This is a genomic window from Terriglobia bacterium (assembly GCA_020072845.1).
Classification (GTDB): Bacteria; Acidobacteriota; Terriglobia; order Terriglobales; family Acidobacteriaceae; genus JAIQGF01.
The window spans coordinates 105,827-126,837 of the sequence record JAIQGF010000009.1 but is presented as its reverse complement, the minus strand read 5'-3'; the positions used below and the strand labels follow the sequence as shown (position 1 = coordinate 126,837).

At 61.6% G+C, this 21,011-nt stretch carries 19 protein-coding genes and 1 tRNA gene; 12 read left to right on the top strand and 8 right to left on the bottom strand.

From position 1 onward, the window contains the following. The first annotated feature begins 140 nt into the window (after positions 1-140). The 3 genes from LAN70_09650 to LAN70_09640 are packed head-to-tail and all read left to right on the top strand — an operon-like array spanning position 141 to position 2,915. Positions 141-926, top strand: a complete 786-nt coding sequence (locus LAN70_09650) for a class I SAM-dependent methyltransferase (protein ID MBZ5511419.1) — start codon at positions 141-143, stop codon at positions 924-926. A 37-nt stretch (positions 927-963) separates the two neighbouring features. After that, complete coding sequence (locus LAN70_09645; GenBank protein MBZ5511418.1) at positions 964-1,788, top strand: hypothetical protein; 825 nt, start codon at positions 964-966, stop codon at positions 1,786-1,788. Next, positions 1,785-2,915 carry a glycosyltransferase gene (locus LAN70_09640; protein ID MBZ5511417.1) on the top strand — a complete coding sequence of 377 codons (1,131 nt, stop codon included), beginning with the start codon at positions 1,785-1,787 and terminating at the stop codon, positions 2,913-2,915. The genes LAN70_09645 and LAN70_09640 overlap by 4 nt, the downstream gene beginning before the upstream one ends. Before the next feature lie 18 nt (positions 2,916-2,933). Here the strand turns inward: LAN70_09640 and typA are convergent, their stop codons facing one another. Continuing rightward, entirely contained in the window at positions 2,934-4,838 is a 1,905-nt protein-coding gene (gene typA / locus LAN70_09635; protein MBZ5511416.1) for a translational GTPase TypA, read from the bottom strand. 56 nt (positions 4,839-4,894) lie between these two features. Here typA and LAN70_09630 point away from each other — a divergent pair, with 56 nt between their 5' ends. Further along, positions 4,895-5,308 carry a cupin domain-containing protein gene (locus tag LAN70_09630; protein MBZ5511415.1) on the top strand — a complete coding sequence of 138 codons (414 nt, stop codon included), beginning with the start codon at positions 4,895-4,897 and terminating at the stop codon, positions 5,306-5,308. A 28-nt stretch (positions 5,309-5,336) separates the two neighbouring features. Here the strand turns inward: LAN70_09630 and LAN70_09625 are convergent. Further along, positions 5,337-5,410, bottom strand: a tRNA-Gln gene (locus LAN70_09625). 231 nt (positions 5,411-5,641) lie between these two features. On the opposite strand from LAN70_09625, the gene LAN70_09620 reads away from it, so the two are divergent. Continuing rightward, positions 5,642-6,244, top strand: coding sequence for a hydrolase (locus tag LAN70_09620; protein MBZ5511414.1), 603 nt, complete (start codon positions 5,642-5,644; stop codon positions 6,242-6,244). 4 nt (positions 6,245-6,248) lie between these two features. Here the strand turns inward: LAN70_09620 and LAN70_09615 are convergent, their stop codons facing one another. Beyond that, positions 6,249-8,300 (bottom strand): acetate--CoA ligase family protein, encoded by a 2,052-nt coding sequence (locus LAN70_09615; GenBank protein ID MBZ5511413.1) that lies wholly within the window; start codon positions 8,298-8,300, stop codon positions 6,249-6,251. A 91-nt stretch (positions 8,301-8,391) separates the two neighbouring features. Further along, positions 8,392-9,288 carry an AAA family ATPase gene (locus tag LAN70_09610; GenBank protein ID MBZ5511412.1) on the bottom strand — a complete coding sequence of 299 codons (897 nt, stop codon included), beginning with the start codon at positions 9,286-9,288 and terminating at the stop codon, positions 8,392-8,394. A 548-nt stretch (positions 9,289-9,836) separates the two neighbouring features. Between LAN70_09610 and LAN70_09605 the strand changes: the two genes are divergently transcribed. From LAN70_09605 to tpiA, 5 genes are all read left to right on the top strand, one after another. Beyond that, positions 9,837-10,496: an NYN domain-containing protein gene (locus LAN70_09605; protein MBZ5511411.1), complete on the top strand. Its 660-nt coding sequence runs from the start codon at positions 9,837-9,839 to the stop codon at positions 10,494-10,496. Between the two features lie 143 nt (positions 10,497-10,639). Next, positions 10,640-11,650 carry a type I glyceraldehyde-3-phosphate dehydrogenase gene (gene gap / locus LAN70_09600; GenBank protein ID MBZ5511410.1) on the top strand — a complete coding sequence of 337 codons (1,011 nt, stop codon included), beginning with the start codon at positions 10,640-10,642 and terminating at the stop codon, positions 11,648-11,650. A gap of 168 nt (positions 11,651-11,818) precedes the next feature. After that, on the top strand, positions 11,819-13,033 hold the full coding sequence (locus LAN70_09595) for a phosphoglycerate kinase (protein ID MBZ5511409.1): 1,215 nt from the start codon (positions 11,819-11,821) through the stop codon (positions 13,031-13,033). Positions 13,034-13,065: 32 nt separating this feature from the next. After that, positions 13,066-13,635, top strand: a complete 570-nt coding sequence (locus LAN70_09590) for an O-acetyl-ADP-ribose deacetylase (protein MBZ5511408.1) — start codon at positions 13,066-13,068, stop codon at positions 13,633-13,635. A 31-nt stretch (positions 13,636-13,666) separates the two neighbouring features. Then, entirely contained in the window at positions 13,667-14,416 is a 750-nt protein-coding gene (tpiA, locus tag LAN70_09585; GenBank protein MBZ5511407.1) for a triose-phosphate isomerase, read from the top strand. A gap of 123 nt (positions 14,417-14,539) precedes the next feature. Here tpiA and LAN70_09580 read toward each other — a convergent pair whose 3' ends face one another. Continuing rightward, a complete protein-coding gene (locus LAN70_09580; GenBank protein MBZ5511406.1) occupies positions 14,540-15,055 on the bottom strand; it encodes a DUF1569 domain-containing protein in 516 nt (171 codons plus the stop codon). A 90-nt stretch (positions 15,056-15,145) separates the two neighbouring features. Here LAN70_09580 and LAN70_09575 point away from each other — a divergent pair, with 90 nt between their 5' ends. Continuing rightward, positions 15,146-15,781, top strand: a complete 636-nt coding sequence (locus LAN70_09575; GenBank protein ID MBZ5511405.1) for a hypothetical protein — start codon at positions 15,146-15,148, stop codon at positions 15,779-15,781. Here the strand turns inward: LAN70_09575 and LAN70_09570 are convergent. Both LAN70_09570 and LAN70_09565 read right to left on the bottom strand, forming a co-directional pair. Next, on the bottom strand, positions 15,750-16,505 hold the full coding sequence (locus LAN70_09570) for a hypothetical protein (protein MBZ5511404.1): 756 nt from the start codon (positions 16,503-16,505) through the stop codon (positions 15,750-15,752). The genes LAN70_09575 and LAN70_09570 overlap by 32 nt on opposite strands. Before the next feature lie 307 nt (positions 16,506-16,812). Then, positions 16,813-17,541: an OmpA family protein gene (locus tag LAN70_09565; GenBank protein MBZ5511403.1), complete on the bottom strand. Its 729-nt coding sequence runs from the start codon at positions 17,539-17,541 to the stop codon at positions 16,813-16,815. A 288-nt stretch (positions 17,542-17,829) separates the two neighbouring features. Between LAN70_09565 and uvrC the strand changes: the two genes are divergently transcribed. Next, entirely contained in the window at positions 17,830-19,650 is a 1,821-nt protein-coding gene (gene uvrC, locus LAN70_09560; protein ID MBZ5511402.1) for an excinuclease ABC subunit UvrC, read from the top strand. 118 nt (positions 19,651-19,768) lie between these two features. Here the strand turns inward: uvrC and LAN70_09555 are convergent, their stop codons facing one another. Then, positions 19,769-20,932 (bottom strand): PLP-dependent aspartate aminotransferase family protein, encoded by a 1,164-nt coding sequence (locus LAN70_09555; protein MBZ5511401.1) that lies wholly within the window; start codon positions 20,930-20,932, stop codon positions 19,769-19,771. Positions 20,933-21,011 lie beyond the last annotated feature (79 nt).

The window sequence follows — 21,011 nt, the reverse complement described above, 5'->3', positions numbered from 1 at the left end:
GGACGGGACATCGTGGCCATGGACGACGTCCATAGGACACGAAATGACAATGATTAGAAGGAAAGAACAGGACGTTGGGTTGCCTCGTCCGCCTGCCCCAAAGCTCCCCATTGCAGCGACTCTTGTACGATAGGGTAAGTATGAGGGCAAAGGTGGAGTTAGCGAGCGCGGGAAAGTTTCTGGGCGTTCCGACTGAGAACTTTGAAGGCGCCGGCAGGGAGCAATTCATTTACCTGTTGCGGGCCGGCCTGACTCCCGCCGCCAAGGTCGTGGATGTGGGTTGTGGAGTTCTGCGGGGTGGTTACTGGCTGATTCATTTTCTCGATGCAGGATGCTATTGCGGAATCGAGCCGCACAAAGAACGCCTGCAAATCGGCACGGACCACATCCTGGAGCCGGAAATCATCAAGCTCAAGCAGCCGCGTTTTGACACTAACCCGAATTTCGACACCTCGGTCTTCGGCGAGAAGTTCGACTTTTTCGTGGCGTACTCCATCTGGACGCACGCGTCCAAGCCGCAGATCGCGACCATGCTGGACGCGTTCGTCAGAGATTCGAAAGAGAATGGTGTTCTTCTGGCCACTTATTACCCGTCAAGCTGGAGGCACGCTGACTACAAAGGCGATCACTGGGTAGGTACGAGCCACGAGTCCGAGACGCCCGGCTGCATTCGCCACAGCTCCCGGTGGATTAAGGCCGAGTGCAAGAACCGAGACCTGCAAGTGAGCAGGTTCGGACAAGACGAGGCGCATGGCCAATGTTGGCTTGCGATCCGCCGAAATTCAGCGCCGGCCCGTGGGCTTGGGCGCGGCAAGTTGCGCCGCTGGCGACGCTACCTAGCAAATCGCTGCGGGATTTGGTACTGCACCTTCCAGACTGCTTTTCGGAGAACAGGAAAGTTGGTTTGCGGCGGAAGATCAGAGTAGAATCCGTGCACTTGATGCCCTGGATGTGGAGGAGAATGTGGCGGAAACCTCTTTTTGTTTCTCTTCTCTCACCGATCTGTCGCCCGTTGAAACAACGCGCGCAGCTCTCGTGTTGGGCCATCCGGGACATGAACTCAAGGTGTTTGGCTGGACCGCGGCATACCGGCCTCGCACATTTATCCTGACCGATGGTTCCGGCCATGGTTCAACCCCCCGGACCAGCAGATCGAGGAGTCTTCTTGGGGGGTTAGAGGCTTCCGTTGACTCCTGTTTCGGTAACTGCTCCGACCGGGATGTCTACGCTGCGATCCTGAACCGAGACACCTCGTTCTTTTGCGATCAGACCCGCCGCCTTGTGGAAGCGTTCCTCCGCGACAAAATTAATTTCGTGGCCGGCGACGCGCTGGAAGGCTACAACCCCACTCACGATCTGTGCCGCTGGATGATCAATGCCGCGATCACCCTTGCGCAGCGACAATCAGCACTTGCCATCAGGAATTATGAGTTCCTGCTGACCGAATCCCCAACCGACGCGGACTCGCGACATTCCACGACATGTTCCCATTTCCAACTGGACGAACGGGCTCTCAGGCACAAGCTGCAATGCGCGCTCACCTATGAAGAACTTGCAGCGGAGGTCGAAGGCGCTCTGAATCGGTGCGGCAAGAATTATTTTGCGACCGAGTGTTTCCGCCTGGTGGAGCAGCCGTTTACCACTCACCCTTATCGGCAACCACCGCAGTACGAATCGTGGGCAGAACAGAGAGTAGCGGCGGGATACTACCCCACCGTGATTCGCATGGAGCACGTCCTCGCCATCATGGAAGCGATTCGCAACTTCGCCGAGGGACCCAAGGCGTGAGGGTGCTCATCACCAATTGCGTGCTGGAGCGGCCCACCGGCACGGAAATTGTGGTCTGCGATCTGGCCCGCGAGCTGTGTTCGCGCGGACATGAGGTCACGGTTTATTCGCCTCGGCTCGGAGTCATCGCCGAACGAGCGCGAACCGCGGGTGCGCGCCTCACCTCCGACCTTGCGGAGGTCTCCGAGCCCGAGGTGGTTCACGGCCATCACCACCTCAACACCGTGACCGCGCTGTTGCGTTTTCCGCGGACCTGTGGAATTTTTGCCTGCCATGACGCGGCGAGCTGGCGTGACGCTGCACCACTATTTCCGCGCATCCTGCGCTATGTCGCAGTCGATCTGACATGCCGCGATCGATTGGTGGCCGACGGAGTCGATCCCAAGCGGATCTCCATTATTCCGAATGCAGTGGACCTGAAGCGTTTTCGCGTGCGCGGCCCTCTTCCGGTACGTCCGCGCCGCGCGCTGGTGTTCAGCAACTACGTGACTGAGGGCCGTTACCTGGAACTGGTTCGCAGCGTTTGCCGCAGTGCGGGCATCCTTGTGGACGTTGCCGGCAGGGGCGTCGGGCGCCAGTGCGACGCGCCGGAGGATTTGCTGGGTCAATACGACCTCGTCTTCGCCAAAGGCCGCTGCGCGTTGGAAGCCGTGGCCCTCGGTTGCGCGGTCATTCTGATTGATCCAGGCGCGATGGGCGGGATGGTGACGAGCATCAATTTCGCCGGACTGAAACTGCTGAATTGTGGCCGGCGGGCGCTGACGCGGCCCATCCATGCCGAATCGCTGGCGGCGGAGATCTCGCATTACGATTCCTCCGATGCTCACGCTGTCTCCCAGCTCGTGCGCGCTGGGTCCGCGCTCGATACCGTCATCCACGAATGGATGGATCTGTACGCCGAGGTGATGGAACTCAGCCAGTCGATGACCTACGATCCCGCCGCAGAACTGGTGTGGATGTCCGATTATCTGCGCACCTGGGGATGGGATTCGCGCATCGCTTGGGAAAAAGCCCAACTACGAAAAATCTATGACCTGCGTTGGATCGGCCCCTTGCTTGAGCGTTGGACTGACAAAAGGCTTCGGCGATTAGCGGGCCGCGCCGCTCCATCGCTGCACGGCAACTGAGTCTGAAATTTCGTTTTTCTATTCCTGGCTGGGAACGCCGATGGGGAGCGCGTCCTTGCGCGGGCGACGGTTGGCCTGTAGTACCTTCTTGCGCAGGCGCAGCGATTTCGGCGTGACCTCGACATATTCGTCGTCGGCCACGAACTCGATCGCCTGCTCCAGGTTGAGGGTGCGGAACGGCACCAGGCGGATGGCCTCGTCGGCGGTGGAAGAGCGCATGTTGGTCAGCTTTTTCTCGCGCACGCAGTTGACGTCGAGATCCTTGTCGCGCGAGTTTTCGCCGATGATCATGCCCTCGTACACTTCCACGCCCGGCCCGACGAACAGTTCGCCGCGCTCCTGCAGGTTCCAAAGCGCGTAGGCGGTGGTGGCGCCGGCGCGGTCGGCGACCAGCGCGCCGGTCAGCCGGTGCGGGATCTCGCCCTGCCACTCGATGTGGCCGTCGAACAGCGAGTTCATGACCACGGTGCCGCGCGTGTCGGTGAGCAGTTCGCTGCGCAACCCGATGAGCCCGCGGCTGGGCACGCGGAATTCCATGCGCACGCGCCCGTAGCCGTGATTGTGCATCTTCTGAATCTCGGATTTCCGCATGCCGAGCTTTTCCATGACCACGCCGACGAACTCCTCGGGAATGTCCACCGTCAGCCGCTCCACCGGCTCCATCAGCTTGCCGTTCACGTTCCTGGTCACGATCTCGGGCTTGCCGGCCATCAGCTCATAGCCCTCGCGGCGCATGGTTTCGATCAAGATGGAAAGCTGCAGCTCGCCGCGGCCCATGACTTTGAAGGAATCGGTGCTGCCGGTTTCCTCGACGCGGATGGAAACGTTGGTGAGCAACTCCTTCTCCAGGCGCTCGCGCAGGTTGCGCGAGGTGACGTACTGCCCGTCGAGGCCGGCGAACGGCGAGGTGTTCACCGTGAACTGCATGGCGATGGTGGGCTCATCAATCGCGATGTTGGCCAGCGGGGTGGGATTTTCTGCGCCGGTGATGGTCTCGCCGATGGTGATGCCGGTGACGCCCGCGACCGCAACGATGTCACCCAGTTCGGTTTGCGTAATGTCGACGCGCTCGAGCCCGTTGAAGGAAAACAGCTTGGTGATCCGCACTTTCTGCAGGGAGCCGTCGAGCTTGGCAATGCCGACATCCTCGCCGGTGCGCAGCGTGCCGTTGAAGACGCGCGCGATGGCCAACCGCCCGAGGTAATCGCTGTAATCAAGATTCGCCACCAGGATCTGCAGCGGGCCATCGGCCTCGCCGGCGGGCGCAGGAATGGTCGCCACGATGGCATCGAACAGCGGCTGCAGATTCTGACCGGCGGTGTCCGCGTCCGCCGACGCCGTGCCCAGCCTGGCATTGGTATACAGAACCGGAAAATCGAGCAGTTCCTCGGAGGCGTCGAGATCGATGAACAGGTCGTAAATTTCGTTCAGCACTTCCTGGGAACGCGCGTCGGAGCGGTCAATCTTGTTGATCACGACGATCGGCGGCAGCTTGGCTTCCAGCGCCTTGCCCAGCACATAGCGGGTTTGCGGCAGCGGGCCCTCGCTGGCGTCCACCAGGAGCATGACGCCGTCCACCATCTTGAGCGCGCGTTCCACCTCGCCGCCGAAATCGCTGTGGCCGGGCGTGTCCACGATGTTGATCTTGATGTCGTGGTAAAAAACGGCCGTATTCTTGGCCAGGATGGTAATGCCGCGCTCGCGCTCCAGCTCGTTGGAATCCATGACGCGGTCCACCAACTCCTGGTTGGCGCGAAACACGCCGCTCTGGCGGAGCATGGCGTCCACCAGCGTGGTCTTGCCGTGGTCGACGTGGGCGATGATGGCGATATTGCGAATACTCAAGATGTAGTCCTTAACCTGTTGCGAGCCTTCCGCCGCCTCGCAAGCGAATTTGTTGAATCGCAGCCAGCCGGCTCGCATACAATCTGGCTGCGTGCGCCGTGCCGCACCGCAACTCATTTGCCGAGGAGACAGACATGAGAAACACTCGTTTCGCGGTTGCCGCAGCTCTCTTGCTGGTGGCGGTCGTCGCCGCCTTTGCCATGTACGCGCAGACCAGCCAAGCGCCTGCCGCTGTCAAACGCAACATCGTCCTCAAGCAGGACATGACCATCCCGGGCCATGAAGCGGTGATGGCCCTGGTCGAATTGCCTCCCGGCAGCGCCGAGGGCCGGCACACGCACCCGGCCGAAGTGTACGTATTCGTGCTGCAAGGCACCATCCTGCAGCAGTTCGAAGGCAAGCCCGACGTGACCCTGAAAGCCGGCGACCACTTCTACGTTGCTCCCGGCCAGATCCATCAGGCGATCAACAAAGGCAGCGACACCGCGAAGCTGGCGGCCGTGTTCGTTGCCGAGAAAGGCAAACCACTGACCACCAAAGCTGAATAGTAGGCAGTGGCGTGAGCGCTTGGATGTTTGGCTGCCCCCCAGGGATTCGAACCCCGATATGCTGATCCAGAGTCAGCTGTCCTACCATTGAACGAGGGGGCAGCGTCGGCGGTTGGCAGGTCCCGAAACGGCGGACCCACTTAGATTTTAGGGGCTGTCTGGGAGTGCGGTCAAATCACATTGCAGTGGCCAGTGGTCAGTGGCTAGTGGCCAGTCAGAGCGGAGCCGCGCAATTCCGGCCAGCCTTGGGAGCCTGGACTGACTGAAAACTGCCGTACTGAAATTCCGCGCGATCGGGCAGTACAATAGCGCCGTTCCTTCGGAGGCATTGTTATGGCAATTCAAACTGGCATGATCGAAACCGTGCACGATCCGGCGGAAATCGCGCGCCGCCATTTGCAGGCGGAACAATGTGCCCTGGTGGTGGTGGACATCCAGGAAAAGCTGCTGCCCCCGATCTTTGAGAAAGACCGCCTGCTGCGTAACGCGCAACTGCTGCTGCGGCTGGCGAAGATCCTCGACCTGCCCGTGATGGCGGCCACGCAGTACACCAAGGGCCTGGGCCCGGTGGTGCCGGAGATCGCTTCCCTGCTGCCCACCAAACCCCACGACAAAATGGAGTTCAATTGTTTTGGCGCCGATGCCTTCTGCGACGCCGTCAAGTCCATGCCCCGCAACCGCAACACGCTGCTGCTGTGTGGCATGGAAACCCACATCTGCGTGATGCAAACGGCGCTGGAAGCGCTGAATCGCGGCTACCTGGTGCACGTCGCATCCGACGCGGTCAGTTCGCGCGCCGAGTGGAACTGGAAGGTCGGGCTGCGACGCATGGAAGCGGCCGGGGCGGTGATCTCGTCCACCGAGATGATCATCTACGAGCTGCTGCACAACTCAGGAACGGCGGCCTTCAAGGAAATGCTCAAGCACCTGAAGTGATGGCTTATTTGGCGGAAGCGTCTCCGGCGCCCGCCGCGCGGGCGCTCGCCAGCACAATGCGCGCGTCCGCGATCTGCACCCCACGGGGAGAAACGAAAATCGGATTGAGGTCGAGCTCCTCGATCTCGGGATGCTGCGTCACCAGTTCCGACACCTGGACAAGCAGCTTTTTCAGTGCCGCAACATCCGCCGGTTTCGCGCCGCGAACGCCATCGAGAATGCGCGCGCCCCGAACCTCCCCGATCATCTCGGCCGCGTCCAGCTCGGAAAATGGCACGATGCGGAAGGAGATGTCCTTCAGCACCTCCACCATGGTCCCGCCCATGCCGAACATGACCGCGTGGCCGAACTGGAGGTCGCGCGTGACCCCGATGATGACTTCCACCCCGGCGGCCGCCATGCCGCAAACCAGCGCCCCGCCGGCACGGAAGCCGCCGGCAGTTTCCACGGCCGCTAACCGCCGAAACGCGGCGCGCACGCCGGCTTGGTCGGGCACGTTGAGCACGACCCCGCCGACATCCGTCTTGTGGGTCACGTCCGGTGAGTTGATTTTGACGGCGACCGGAAAGCCGATGTTGCGCGCCGCCGCCACCGCCTCGTCTTCATTGGCCGCAGCGGCGAACGGCGTCACCGGCAACGCGGCTTGCTTTAGGAAAGCCATCGAGTCGGCGGGAGTGAGCGACGCCGGCGCAGCCGCCGGAGCGGCGGCCGTGGCCGGTAGGGCTTCGCCGGCAAACTTCTGCCGGCGGAAATAGGTATGACGCGCCAGCGCTTTCACCGCCCGTTCCGGCGTCGGAAACACGGCGATCTTCCTCTCGCCCATGCGCGCCCGCTCTTCGCGCTCGACGTCGGCGCCGCCGAGATACGCGACCAGCTCGCATCGCCCCGGCCGTATCACTTCGCTGGCGCCGGGGATGGGATCGCCGAATATGGTCACCACCAGGTCGTAGTGGCCGTCAGCCAGTTCCAGCACTCTTCGATACCAAGCTGCGGTGGCATCGCCGGTCAGGTCAATGGGATTGCCGATGGGACAATGCGAGGGGAGAAACTCGCGCAGTTGCCTGGCCAGTTCCGGTGGGACAGGCGCCAGCCGGAAGCCCTCCTCTTCCAGCGCGTCGGTGGCGAGGATGGCGGACCCGCCCGAACTGGTGACGATCAGCACCCGCTCTCCCTGCGGCGCGGGTACATACGCCAGGGCCTTGGCGTAATCGTAAAGTTCTTCCAGCGTGTAGGCGCGGTGGACGCGGTACTGGCGGAAGACGGCTTCATAAATCTCGTCCCGCCCCGCCAGCGAGCGGGTGTGCGACTCCGCCGCTTTGCGTCCCTGCTGCGTGCGGCCCGCTTTCAGGATCACCAACGGCTTACGGCAAGCCTTTACCGCGGCCAGAAACTTGGCGGCGTCTTTCACGCCTTCGATGTAGAGCGCGATGACCTTGGTGTTGGGATCGTCGGAAAAAAAGGAGATCAGGTCCGCCTCGTCCACGTCGGCGCGATTTCCCAGGCTGACGAACGCCGAGAACCCGAGCCGGTCCTGTGAAGCCCAGTCAATCAGCGCGGCGCCGACGGTGCCGCTCTGCGACACGATCGCCATGTCGCCACGGCGCGTCAGCAGCGGCCACGACGCGCACAATCCGTGATAGGGATAATTCACCCCCTGGCAGTTTGGCCCCACCACCCGGATGCCGCTCTGGGCGGCGTTCTCCGCCAGTTCCCGTTGCAGTGCGGCGCCCTCATCGCCGGACTCGGCAAAGCCCCCGGTAATGACGATCGCAGCCTTCACCTTGCGCTCGCCAAGCTGCAGCATCGCGCCCGGCACGAGCTTGGCGGGAATCATGACGACCGCGAGATCGGTGCCCTCCGGGATCTCCGTCGCGGACTTCAGGGATGGAATCCCGAGGATCGTTTCTCCCTTGGGATTGACCGGAATGATCTCGCCGGCGAACCCGGCGTCCCGCAGGTTGCGGAAAATCTGGAAGCTGAGCTTCTCGGGGTTGGCCGACGCTCCGATCATGGCGATGCGAGACGGACGGAACAAGGATGTGAGCGGCGCAGCCATGGCTCGCCTCCGCGGTAAATTTTGGTTCAGGGAGCGAGCATCATAGGAAGGGGTTCGGGCGAAGTCAACGGGCGAAGCTGTCGGGCGTGGGCTAGGGCTCGCCCTGCTGTTCTGGGGCCTGTTCTTTCTTCTTCACGCGCACCACAATGATTTTGGCGAAGCCCTCGTCGAAGGTCGGCGGGCGGAGCTTGGCCGCCATGCGCTGCATCACGTCTTCCGGCACGATGCGCTGGCGGCGCTGGTTACGCTCCATGCAGACTTCGAGCGGCACGTCGAAGAATACGGCGTGCACGTCGTAGCCAAACTCGCGCGCCATCTTGATCCACCCATGACGCTCGCGCGGCGACAGGTTGGTGGCATCCACATAATTCCACGGCATGCGGGCGACCATGCGGGCGCGCAGCAGCGAGCGCAGCGTGCCGAACACCAGGTCCTGGTAGCGCTGCTCGGTGGTGTCGTCGAACAAAAGCTTGCGCAGCAGGTCGCTCGACAGCGGCGTCACGCCGCGGCGCTTGAACCAACTGCTCTTCCCCGACCCTGGCAGCCCGATGGCAAGCACGACGGCGCCTTTGGGCGGGCGCGGCGGACGGTGCGCCGGCTGCGGTGGACGACGCTCCAGCGGCACGGCCGCCGCCGGCAATTCCGGTGCAACTTCACTGGGCGCGGGTTCCTGCGCTTCCGGTTGGACCGGCAGCGGCGGCTGGGCCGGAGCGGCGGTGCGACGCCGTCCCCGTCCCCCTCGGCTGCGGCGACGCTGGCCGCCCCGCGCGGGACGCCGGGACTCTCCGGCCTCTGCCGGAAATGATTCCGGCGCGGGCGCCGGCTGCGATTCGGGAGCAGGCTCAAACTGCGGTTCGGGCGCCGCCTCCGGCTCGCGCTTTGCCATCTGCAGCGGACGGTCCATGTCGGGATACGCCGGCTGCAGCGGTTCGGGTTGCGGCTGTGCCGGTTGCGAGGGCCCCTCCGGCTTCGCTTTGCGCCGCCTCATGCGGTCGCGCTGCCACTTGCGCATGCTGCGATTGGAACACACCCGGCCGACATTCGGCAACGCGCCGCCTCAGCCTTGTTACCTGCCTATTGCGAGGCACCGCATGCCCGACGCGCATGCCAGACGAACGTTCGGCGGCAGCGGCGAATTGGTAGTGGGTCAGCTTGAATTCGCGGGCGCTGGAGGGAGGGCGGGAGATATGGCAAGATAGGGCCATGCCTAAACGCTCAAGCAGTGACCCTAACGTACTCGCCGCCAGCATTGTTCCAAGAGCGAAGATAAGGCGAACTGTGGAAAAGTGACCAGTTTTGGAAGCTAAGGCATTATCACTAAAGGTACTTATGTAATGCACTTTTTGTACAACTTTTACGTTGACAGAGGAGTCTATATGCTAGACTAGATTTCATTGAAGCCCACCGGAGTACCAGCCTGCGTCGCATAAGCAGAGACGGTCCCGGTTATTCAGACCCCGGGGGTCAGCGGTCAGTATATGATCGTTGGCCCCCGAATCATTTAGTAAATTAGTTTTTTGTAAGCGGAGGGCCGTGGTGGGCGCAATTCCTGTCGCACCGAAAGGTGCCAATCCCCGAATCCGGGTTTTCGTCGATTACTGGAATCTCCAGCTAACGCTCAATGATAGAGAGCAGCAAGCCACGGGGCAGGCTGATGTACGTTTCAAGATCGATTGGAGAGCGCTTCCCCTGTGGCTGGCCAAGAAGGCAGCGGAAAAAGCCGGGATTGGCGCATACAGTTTCGAGGGCGCGATTATCTACACATCGCACGACCCAAATACAGCCGAGGGCCGCAAGTTCAACGCTTGGGTAACAACATGGCTTAATAGGCAACCAGGGATTCAGGCAGAGTCGCGCCCCCGTCAAACGAGAAACTGTCCAAAATGTAACGTATGTCATCGCGACATCAGAATCTGTCCACATGCCGATTGCGGCGCACAGATTGCCGGGACAATAGAAAAGGGCGTAGATACTGCCATTGTGACGGACATGATTCGGTTGGCATGGGAGGACGCGTATGAAGTTGCAGTGCTCGCATCCTCAGATGCGGACCTGGTTCCAGCTGTAGCGTTTCTCGATCAGAAGGGCAGAAAAGTGGTGCAGGCGGGGTTCCCTCCAAGTGGCGTGCACCTGGCGACTGCATGCTGGGCATCGTTCGATATTTTCGCCAACCGCAATGAAATCTGCCGTCCCTAGCTATTGCGTATTTCGGAAAGATTCAAACTGACCCACTACCGAATTCTGTGGTTTGCGCACCTATGCTCTCGGTGTTACGATTTTTTGTTTTCCTTGCAGCGCTGAATGGTTCTGTAGCGCGCAGCTCGATCTCTGGAGGCAAGATGGCAATCAAAGTCGGCATCAACGGTTTTGGCCGCATCGGCCGCAACATTCTTCGCGCCTCGCTCGGCGATTCGAACCTGGAGTTTGTCGCCGTCAACGATCTCACCGATCCCAAGACCCTCGCCCACCTGCTCAAGTACGATTCGGTCCTCGGCAACCTGACGCATGAGGTGCGTGCCGAGCAGGATTCCATCAGGGTGGCCGGCCGAAGGGTGCGCGTCTTTTTCGAAAAGGATCCCGCCAAGATCGATTGGGAGTCGGTGGGTGCGCAGGTCGTGGTGGAATCCACCGGCCGCTTCACCAACGCCGAAGACGCCCGCAAGCACCTGCGCGGCCCGGTGAAAAAGGTCATCATTTCCGCGCCCGCCAAGAACGAAGACATCACCATCGTGCTGGGCGTGAACGAGGACAAGTACGATCCCGCCCGGCACAAAATCATCTCCAATGCCTCCTGCACCACCAACTGCCTGGCGCCCATCGCGAAAGTGGTCAACGACGAATTCAAGATCGTCAGCGGCACCATGACCACCATCCACTCCTACACCAACGACCAGGTGATCCTCGATTTCCCGCACAAGGACCTGCGGCGCGCGCGCGCGGCGGCCATCAACATGATTCCGACCACCACCGGCGCGGCCAAGGCGGTTTACCTGGTGATTCCGGAACTGAAGGGCAAGCTCGACGGCTTTGCCATGCGCGTGCCTACGCCCAACGTGTCGGTGGTGGACCTGGTCTGCTTTGTTGAAAATAAGACAAGCGCCGAGGGAGTGAACGCGGCCATGAAGAAGGCCTCGCAGTCCGGCCCGCTGAAGGGCTATCTCGGCTACGAGGAGGAGGAACTGGTCTCCTCCGATTTCAAGGGCGACGACCGCTCGTCCATCGTGGACGCGCCGCTCACCCGCGTGGTGGCCGGCAACTGCGTGAAGGTCATTTCCTGGTACGACAACGAGTGGGGATACTCCTGCCGCGTCCGCGACCTGATCAACTTCATCGGCAAAAAGGGCTTGTAGTTTCTCGGGAAAAACCCCACCCTGTCTCGCCCCCTCGCTGCGCTTCGGGGCAGGCGCCCCCGGGCGAGACAAGGGTGGGGCAACCGAAACGAGAGTGGGGAGAAACTAGAAACTGGAAACTAGTTCTTCATGCAGGCCGAATTTGCAGCGCGCGTCGAGGGGTTAACGATGACCAAGCTCTCCATCCGCGATTTGCCGCTCAGCGATCATCGTATCTTCATGCGCGTGGATTTCAACGTTCCGCTCGATGACGGCGGCCGCATCACCGACGACACCCGCATTCGCGAGACCCTACCCACCATCGAATACGCTCTGCGTCATGGCGCGCGCCTCATCCTCGCCTCGCATCTCGGCCGTCCCAAGGGTAAGCTCAACGCGAAGATGAGCTTGCGTCCCGTGGCGGAGCGCCTGCGCATGCTGTTGGACCGGGCATTAGGACGCGGCGAAAACGTCGGCTTCTGCACCGATTGCGTCGGCATCCAGGCCGAGGAGATGGCGGGCAAGCTGGAAAAAGGTCAGACCCTGCTGCTAGAGAACCTTCGCTTCCACGCTGACGAGGAGGCCAACGACGAGAAGTTCTCCAAGGAACTGGCCAAGCTCGCCGACTATTACGTCAACGACGCCTTCGGCACGGCCCATCGCGCGCACGCCTCGACCGTGGGCATAACCAAGTTTGTCGAGCTCTCTGCCGCCGGCCTGCTGATGGAAAAAGAACTCGAGTACCTCGGCAAGGCGTTGCACTCGCCGGCCAAGCCGTTTGTCGCCATCCTTGGCGGCGCCAAAGTCAGCGACAAGATCGGCGTGATCAAGAACTTGATGCACAAGGTTGACGCGCTCATCATCGGTGGCGGCATGGCGTACACCTTTCTGCAGGCGCAGGGGCACGAGGTCGGAAAATCGCTGGTCGAGGAAGACAAGCTCGACCTCGCCAAACAACTGCTCCACGAAGGGCGCGCGAAAAAAGTGAAGTTCGTGCTCCCCGTTGACCATGTCACGGCCGCGAAAATCGCCGAAGACGCGCTCACCCATATCGTCGGCGAGGGCCAGCCGATTCCCCCCGACCAGATGGGCCTCGACATCGGGCCGAAAACCATCGAGCTTTTCACCGAAGAGATTTCGCGCGCCAAAACCATCGTGTGGAACGGCCCCATGGGTGTTTTTGAGACGCCGCTGTTTGCCCGTGGGACGCGCAAGGTGGCCGCAGCCGTGGCGGAAAATTCAGGAGCGATTTCGATCGTCGGCGGCGGCGATACCGTTTCCGCGGTGCACGAGGCCGGCGTTGCCGACAAGATCACGCACATCTCGACCGGCGGCGGCGCATCGCTGGAATTCCTCGAAGGCAAGAAGCTGCCGGGCGTGGAAGCGCTGTCGGACAAGAAATAGTCGATGGTCGATGGTCGTTGGTCGATGGCCCAATGAGAATCTCCATACAAGCCGGGCGCTCCATCACGCTCCTCACGGGCGACATCACCCTGCAGGACACCGACGCCATCGTCAACGCCGCTAATGAGCAGCTTGCGCCCGGGGGCGGCGTCTGCGGCGCCATTCACCGCGCCGGCGGGCCCGCCATCTGGGAGGAGTGCGCCAGGATCGTGCAGCAGCGCGGTCCGCTGCCCACCGGGCGGGCAGTCGCCACCACTGGCGGCAGGATGAAGGCGCGCTACGTCATTCACACAGTCGGTCCGGTGTGGCACGGCGGCCGCAGTGGTGAAGCGGAGAACCTTGCCAGCTCGTATCGCGAATCCATCCGCGTCGCCGACGAATTGGAGCTGAAGAGCATCGCCTTCCCTTCTATCTCCACCGGAATTTTCGGCTATCCCGTAGAACTCGCTGCGGCGGTTGCGCTGCACGCCGTCGCCGAAGCGGTGCCATCGTCCCAGCACGTCACCGAAGTCCGCTTTGTGCTGTTCGACCAAACCACGTTCGATGCTTATTCCCAAGCGGGCCGCGCGATTTCCACCAACGCCGCACAACACAGTAGCTGAAAGCTGATAGCTGAAAGCTGATAGCTTCTTTATGCGAAAAAAAGTTATTGCCGCCAACTGGAAGATGTTCAAGACCCCGGACGAAACCTTCAACTTCATCCAGGCTTTCCTCCGCGAGGTTTCCGGACACAACCGCGACGAGATCGTCCTCTGCCCGCCGTTCGTGGACATTCCGACGGCCGTGCAGGCGGCGCGCCACTCCAATGTCCAGATCGGCGCGCAAAACATGTACTGGGAAAAGGAAGGCGCCTTCACCGGTGAAATTTCCGCCCGCATGATCCAGGCCGCGGGATGCACGCACGTCATCATCGGCCACTCCGAGCGCCGCCAGTACTTCGGCGAAACCGACGACACGGTGAATCGCAAGCTGCTGGCCGCGCTCGAAGCCGGACTGGTCCCCATCGTCTGCGTGGGCGAAGTCTTGCAGGAGCGCGAGGCCGGCCTGACCGAAGAAGTCCTTCGCCGGCAGATAACGGGCGCGTTCCGCACCATTTCCGGCGACAAAGCCGCGCCCATCATTGTTGCTTACGAACCGGTGTGGGCCATCGGCACGGGAAAGACCGCGACTCCCGCCATCGCCGCCGACGCGCACGGCGTGATCCGTGCCGAGGCGGCCAAGGCCTTCGGCCAGAGCGCAGCCGACAACCTGCGCATTCTCTACGGCGGCAGCGTCAAGCCGGACAACGCCAAAGCGCTGATGTCGCAATCTGAAATTGACGGCGCGCTGGTCGGCGGCGCCAGCCTCGACCCGAAATCCTTCACTGCAATTGTGAAGTATTAAGAATTCACCACGGATCTACACAGATTCACACGGATTGCTTTTTCTTTTTCTTATCCGTGTTCATCTGCGGGCATCCGTGGTTAGTTTTTCCGCGGAGCCCATCATGAACTCCAATGATCGCAATCACCATTTAGCGGTGCGGTACTGCTCTCGCAGTGCCGCGATCTGCTTCATGTGATGGCGCGTGTGCTCCCAGTGGAACTTGCGCCATTGGCTTGCGGTCAGGGGCCCGATAATCGGGTGCACCGCGACCATGCCCTTGCCAAGTTTTGCCTGCGCCTCGCCAATCTTTGCGTCCATTTCGATAAGCGCGGTGCGGATGGTCTCGACCGCACGGGCTGCTTCCAGGCCGCGAGGGAGCGTCCATTCCGGCGCTTGCCGCCCTGAAGGAAAATATCCGAACTTCACCACGACGAGGGTGGCGACCCATTGGCGCGCGGTCGCTCTTTTCTTTGCCGGGCGGCCTTGTTCCAGCGCGCGCTCCATCGCCTTGCTGGTGCTGCTAAAGGCCAGCGACAAATGTTCGAGGACTTGTGCCGCGCTCCATTTGCCCTCGCGATGCCACGCCAGTTGCTCGGCCGGCATGCCGCGGGTTTCCCGTTCGACGGCGTCGAGTGCGCGTTGCAGGTAGAAATCCATTCAGCGTTCCCTCACGTCTATTACAATAATGGTTTTGCCCGGTTGGCGGCTGCGGATTATGTGCGCCGTGGCGGCCTTTGAGGATGCACGATGAGCAAGTTCCGATTGATACTGCCGTTCGCAATCTTAATGATCCTGGCCGCCTGCGAAGGCGGCAAACCCGGCGCTTCCTCCGCGCCTGCGCCGGCCAAGAAAGAAGAACCCGCAACCGTCGCCCATACCGGGCGTGAAGCCTTCCAGAAAATGTACACGACGGCGCATCTCTGGGCGCCCGACGCACGTCCGTATCGGCTGCAATCCGAACTGTTCAAGGACTACACCGGCACGGACGGAAAGGCAGCGATCTGGCGCGCCGGTTTCGCTTCGCCGACGCGGCGCTCCCTCAAGGGTTTCCTCTGGTCCGGCGTGCACTCCGCAGACGCGCCTTCGCCCGGAGTCAGTTCCGGCGTGGAAGACACCTACAGCCCGAGCAATAGTTCCACGCAGGTGTTCGACTCCGCGTTCCTCAAGATTGACTCCGATAAGGCGTACGAGGCGGCGCAGCAGCACGGCGGCGAAAAGCTGATCAAGGCGAATCCGAACCAGCCCGTCATTTACTTGCTCGACTGGAATCCGCAGGAGAACAAGCTGACCTGGCACGTGATCTACGGAAGCAGTCCTGCGGAGGCCAAGCTCAGGGTGGCGGTCGACGCGTCTACCGGCGTTTTTGAACGGGTGGAGAAGTAGGCGGCGATCCTTTCGCCTGCGCATCCAGGCGGGCCACCGCTGCCTTGGCCGGGCCCGCGAACTCACCGCTGGGCAGAATCTTCAGATACTTTTCGTAATTGGCGCGCGCCAGCGCTGCCTTCCCCAGCTTTTCCTGCGCCTCGGCGAGCTTGTAGGTCGCGACGGCGTGGTTCGGCATGTAGTCCAACGCTTCCGCATAACGCGATTCGGCGGCGCGATAGTTGTTGCGCTTGAAGTAGAAGTCGCCGACCTCGACGTTCTTGTCGGCCTTATGCGGATTGTAGGGATGAAACTCCTGCACGTCGGAGGCGGGAGCGCTGCCTTCCTCGCCCGCAGGCGGGGTCAGCGGAACCGAATCCTTGCTGGAGCTTTCCTCCGGATAGGAAGAGCGCGGGAGCGGTTGGCTGTTCGGCACCTTCGGTTGCTGCGGCGCCGGTGGCTCGCTGCCGGCCTCATCGTCATCCGCGCTGGGCGCCTTGCATTTTTCCGCGCCGCCAATGTGAATACAGTTTGGCGCGCCCCGCTTCAGGGTCCGCTTAATCTTCGATTCCGGCTTCTTTTCTTCCTTGGGCTGCTCATCGGAAGGCGGCGGAGCCTGTGGTGGCTGCGCCTGGGGCTGCTGTTGGGGAGCGTCGGGGAGTTGGGATTCGGGTTGCTGCGCAACCGCCGCTGCGCAGAACAGCACGACTGCACACAACACCTGAAATGCGAGCAAACGCAGCATCTCAACGATTCTAAACCCCGCGGGCTCGCAGAAGTAGCGGGTAGGTGTCGCGCCGCTGGCGCTCGCTTCAATGTTCCAGCCTTCCCAGCGCTTCCGCGCTGGGCTAACGAATACCGCCGCTCCGCGGCTGAGTTGATTGCCACTTTAGACCTTGGGCTCGCCCGATAGTATTCGTCCCCCCGCCGGAATCCCCAACACATGACAATTTCAGGCCCGACTTCCCAGCTACGAACTACCAGCTACAAAAAAAGCCGTCCGTGGGGGGGCGGACGGCCGGTTGCCAGGGTCCAGGGCAGGGAAAAACCGCTTACTGCTGCTGCGGAACGCTGCTGGAAGCCGAGGTGGGCGCCTGATCGATCATGTTGGTCATCAGGCGGACATCCACACGGCGGTTCTTCGCGCGCCCGGCGGTGTTGCTGTTCTCCGCCACCGGCTTATCCTTACCCAAGCCGATGAGGTAAATCTTATGCGCCGGGATCTGATACTTGGTCACCAGGTACTCGATCACAGAGTCGGCGCGGCGCTTGCTGAGCACGTAGTTGTAGTCGGCGGAACCGACCGAGTCGGTGTTGCCGTCCACCACCACGATGTAGTGCTTGGCATTGGGCAGGTCGGCGCCGAGTTCATCCAGCGCCTGCTTCGCCTTGGACGTCAGGTTGAACTTGTCGAAGCCGAAGTTCACGGCCGTCTCGGTCACGGGACGATAATTATCCAGGTTGGCGACGACGCCGGTGAGGCTGTCGGCGCGATTGGCGGCCTGGTTTGCCATGTTCTGGGCCTGGTCGGCGGACTGGCCGGCGCTCAAGGCCTTTTGATCGGCAGCGGCAGCGGCGGCCTGCACCGACTGGATTCCCTGCTGGGCGCGCGAATCAACGTCCCTGATGTCGCGCGTGTTCTTGGCCGTCAGGTCGTCGAGTTCATTGACTTTGTTGATGGTGGGCGCGGTTTCGTTGCGCACGTACTTCTTGGTGGCGCAGCCAACGCTGAGCGGTAGGCTGGCGGCGATTACCAAGGCGAAAACGGAAATTCTTTTCATGGGGGAGAACTCCTTAATGTTTGCGGCAGCTCGGCTGCATTTGCGCAATCAGGCTGCGATCCATAGTGCCGCACGCGACGTGACGACGCCCAGGAAAGAGCAAGCGCCCTGCCATTTACTTTTCCGCTAAGTTATCTCGGAACTAGTGAGTTTTCTTTGACTTGCATTGTCGCGCTCATACCGGCATGAACCCCGGGCAGGCAATCCTGGGCGCGCCCGTAGAATTTTTACCGGGCCGCAGGTCTGCTAACATTCAGGTAAAGGCTCCTGCCCTCCCTAAACGCTCCCGTGGATCTGCTGGCAAAAATCCGCAGCCTCCCCCTCCAGGCCGGCGTGTACCTGTACAAGAACGCCGAGGGCGAGGTGATCTACGTCGGCAAGGCCAAGAACCTGCGCAGCCGGGTGCGCAGCTACTTTGTCGAGGGCCGGGCGGAAGACGCCAAGACGGGCAGCCTGCTGCGCGAGGCGGTGGACGTTGACTACATCGTCGTGGACAACGAGAAGGAAGCGCTGGCGCTCGAGAACAATTTAATCAAGCAGAAGAAGCCGCGCTTCAACATTCTGCTGCGCGACGACAAGACTTATCCGTACGTGAAACTCACGCTGGGCGAACGCTTTCCGCGGGTATATGTCACGCGAAGGTTGAAGAAGGACGGGAGCCAGTATTACGGCCCGTACTTCCCTGCCAACCTGGCCTACCGGATCGTGGACCTGATCCACCGGCACTTCCTGATTCCGAGCTGTAAGGTGGACCTGAACCGGTTTCACCCGCGTGCCTGCCTGCAGTACTACATCGGGCGCTGCCTGGGACCGTGCGTGCAGGGGCTGACCACGCCCGCGGCGTACGACGAGGCGGTGCGCGACGTGAAGTTGTTCCTGGAAGGCCGGCAGACGGAGCTCTCGCGCTCGCTGCGAGGCCGCATGGAAGCCGCCGCGGAGAACCAGCAGTACGAGTTGGCGGGCAAGTACCGCGATTTGATCTCCACCGTCGAACAGTTGCAGGACAAGCAGCGCATGGCGGCGGTCGAGGGCAGCGACGCCGACGTGTTCGGCTTCCACTGGGAAAACCAGATGCTGGCGGTGAACCTGTTTCACATGCGCGGCGGGCGGGTGCTCGATCGCCGGGAATTTTTCTGGGAAGACCTGCCGGCCACGCTGGCGGGCGAAAGTGGCGAATTCACGCCGGGCGAGTTCTTCTCCGCGCTGCTGAAGCAGGTCTACATTGACCAGCAGTACGTCCCGCGCGAGATCTTCGTGCCGGTGGACTTCGAAGATCGCCAGAGCCTGGAAGAGCTGGTCTCGGAAAACTGCGGGCACAAGGTGCACATCACGGTTCCGCAGCGCGGCGAGAAGCGGTCGCTCATTGACCTGGCCGGCCAGAACGCGAAGCAGTCGTTCGACCAGCGCTTCCGGGTAATGAAGCCGGCCGCGAAGGTGATCCAGGAGACGTTGCAGGACGCGCTCACGCTGCCGGAAATGCCGCGCCGGATCGAATGCTTTGACATCTCGCATATCCAAGGCGCGGAGACGGTCGCGTCCATGGTGGTGTGGGAAGACGGCAGGATGAAGAAGAGCGACTACCGCAAGTTCATCATTCGCTCGGTGGAGGGGGTGGACGATTTCGCCTCGATGCGCGAGGTGGTGACGCGCCGCTACAAACGCGTCCTGGAGGACAAGGCGAAGCTGCCGAGCCTGGTGCTGGTCGATGGCGGCGTCGGGCAACTGCACGCCGCCGCCGAGGCGCTGGAGTCGCTGGAGATCACCAACCAGCCGCTGGCCGCAATCGCCAAGCGCGAGGAGATTATCTACGTCCACGGGCAGGAGGATGAGCCGGTGGTGCTGGACCACCACTCGCCGGTGCTGCACCTGGTCCAGTTGATTCGCGACGAGGCGCACCGCTTCGCCGTAACTTTCCACCGCAAACGCCGTGAGATGCGCGACCGCAGCACGGTACTGCTGGAAATACCGGGAGTCGGAGAGAGAACGACGCGGCGTCTATTGCAGCATTTCGGGAGCGTGCAGGCGGTGAAAGACGCGGACGCGGCGGCACTGTCGGCAGTGGTGAGCAAACCGCAGGCGGAAGCGATCTTGCAGCATTTCAGGAAGTAAGTTTCAGTTTCAGTTTCAGCAAGTGGTCAGTGGCTAGTGGTCAGTGGCCAGCAAGAATCCCGGTTTTGACTGACCACTGGCCACTGCAGCACTGAGTTCCAACACGACTGAGCAAGAGTCAGATTGCGGTAAGAGCGATTTCCAAATCCGCGATGATGTCCTCCACGTCTTCGATGCCCACCGAAATGCGGACCATGCCGTCGGTGATGCCGATGGCGCGTCTACCCTTCTCGCCGAGCGCGGCGTGGGTCATGGTCGCCGGGTGCGAGATGAGGGTCTCGACCCCACCCAGCGACTCGCCCAACGACAGCGTGCCCTTGGATTTCTTCAGCATGCGCTTGGCATTGCCGAGAGAGCCGGTTTCCAGGGTAATCATGGAGCCATAGCCGGACATCTGACGCTTTGCCAGGTCGTGTTGCGGATGGCTGTGCAGTCCGGGATAGAAGACCGCTTTCACTTTCTTGTGGCCGGCAAGGTATTCGGCGATGCGGCGTCCGTTTTCGTCGTGGCGCTGCATGCGGACGCCCAGCGTTTTCACTCCCCGCAGCACCAGCCAGCACTCAAACGGCGACATGATCGCCCCCGCCGACTTCTGAATAAACGCAAGCTGCTCGGCCTGCTCGTTGGTCGTGCACACCACCACGCCGCCGAGGCCGTCACTGTGGCCGTTGAGAAACTTGGTGGTGGAGTGCACCACCATGTCGGCGCCGAGCTCAATTGGTCGCTGGAAGAACGGCGACATGAAGGTGTTGTCTACGATTACTTCGGCGCGGCGGCGGTGCGCAAGATCGCAGATCGCCGGGATGTCGCTGATCGTCATCAGCGGGTTGGTCGGAGTCTCGACGTGCACGTAGCGCGTGTTTTTGCGGATGGCTTGCTCCACCGCGCGCAGGTCGGAGGTGTCAACGTAGGTGAACTCGAGTCCGTAGTTGGTGAGGATCTGGTTGAACAGGCGCGGCACGCCGCCATAGACGTTGTGGGAGCAGACGAGGTGGTCGCCGGCTTTCATCGTGGTGCAGATGGCGTTGATGGCTGCCATACCGCTGGCGAAGACGCGCGACCAGGCGCCGCCTTCCAGCGCCGCCAGGCTTTCCTGCAGGCGGTCGCGGGTGGGATTGGTGACGCGCGCGTATTCGTAGCCGAGACGCGGTTTGCCGAGTTCGTCCTGCACATACGTCGAAGTTGCAAAGATTGGGAAGGAGACGGCGCCGGTGAGAGGCTCGGGCTCTTGTCCGGCGTGGATGGCGAGGGTGGAAAAGCCGCGACGATCAGTTTTGGACATGATTTGTGATTCCGGACGGATTTGCAATTTGTAATTTGCAATTTCCACGGCGCACGCGACATCAGAAAAATTGCAAATT

Coding starts and splice junctions, on each gene's coding strand:
- LAN70_09565 (MBZ5511403.1), bottom strand. CDS start 17,541: ATGAAAAGAATTTCCGTTTTCGCCTTGGTAATCGCCGCCAGCCTACCG.
- LAN70_09555 (MBZ5511401.1), bottom strand. CDS start 20,932: ATGTCCAAAACTGATCGTCGCGGCTTTTCCACCCTCGCCATCCACGCC.
- tpiA (MBZ5511407.1), top strand. CDS start 13,667: ATGCGAAAAAAAGTTATTGCCGCCAACTGGAAGATGTTCAAGACCCCG.
- LAN70_09615 (MBZ5511413.1), bottom strand. CDS start 8,300: ATGGCTGCGCCGCTCACATCCTTGTTCCGTCCGTCTCGCATCGCCATG.
- typA (MBZ5511416.1), bottom strand. CDS start 4,838: ATGCGAGCCGGCTGGCTGCGATTCAACAAATTCGCTTGCGAGGCGGCG.
- LAN70_09580 (MBZ5511406.1), bottom strand. CDS start 15,055: ATGGATTTCTACCTGCAACGCGCACTCGACGCCGTCGAACGGGAAACC.
- LAN70_09610 (MBZ5511412.1), bottom strand. CDS start 9,288: ATGAGGCGGCGCAAAGCGAAGCCGGAGGGGCCCTCGCAACCGGCACAG.
- LAN70_09620 (MBZ5511414.1), top strand. CDS start 5,642: ATGGCAATTCAAACTGGCATGATCGAAACCGTGCACGATCCGGCGGAA.
- LAN70_09570 (MBZ5511404.1), bottom strand. CDS start 16,505: ATGCTGCGTTTGCTCGCATTTCAGGTGTTGTGTGCAGTCGTGCTGTTC.
- LAN70_09595 (MBZ5511409.1), top strand. CDS start 11,819: ATGACCAAGCTCTCCATCCGCGATTTGCCGCTCAGCGATCATCGTATC.
- gap (MBZ5511410.1), top strand. CDS start 10,640: ATGGCAATCAAAGTCGGCATCAACGGTTTTGGCCGCATCGGCCGCAAC.
- LAN70_09630 (MBZ5511415.1), top strand. CDS start 4,895: ATGAGAAACACTCGTTTCGCGGTTGCCGCAGCTCTCTTGCTGGTGGCG.
- LAN70_09650 (MBZ5511419.1), top strand. CDS start 141: ATGAGGGCAAAGGTGGAGTTAGCGAGCGCGGGAAAGTTTCTGGGCGTT.
- LAN70_09575 (MBZ5511405.1), top strand. CDS start 15,146: ATGAGCAAGTTCCGATTGATACTGCCGTTCGCAATCTTAATGATCCTG.
- LAN70_09590 (MBZ5511408.1), top strand. CDS start 13,066: ATGAGAATCTCCATACAAGCCGGGCGCTCCATCACGCTCCTCACGGGC.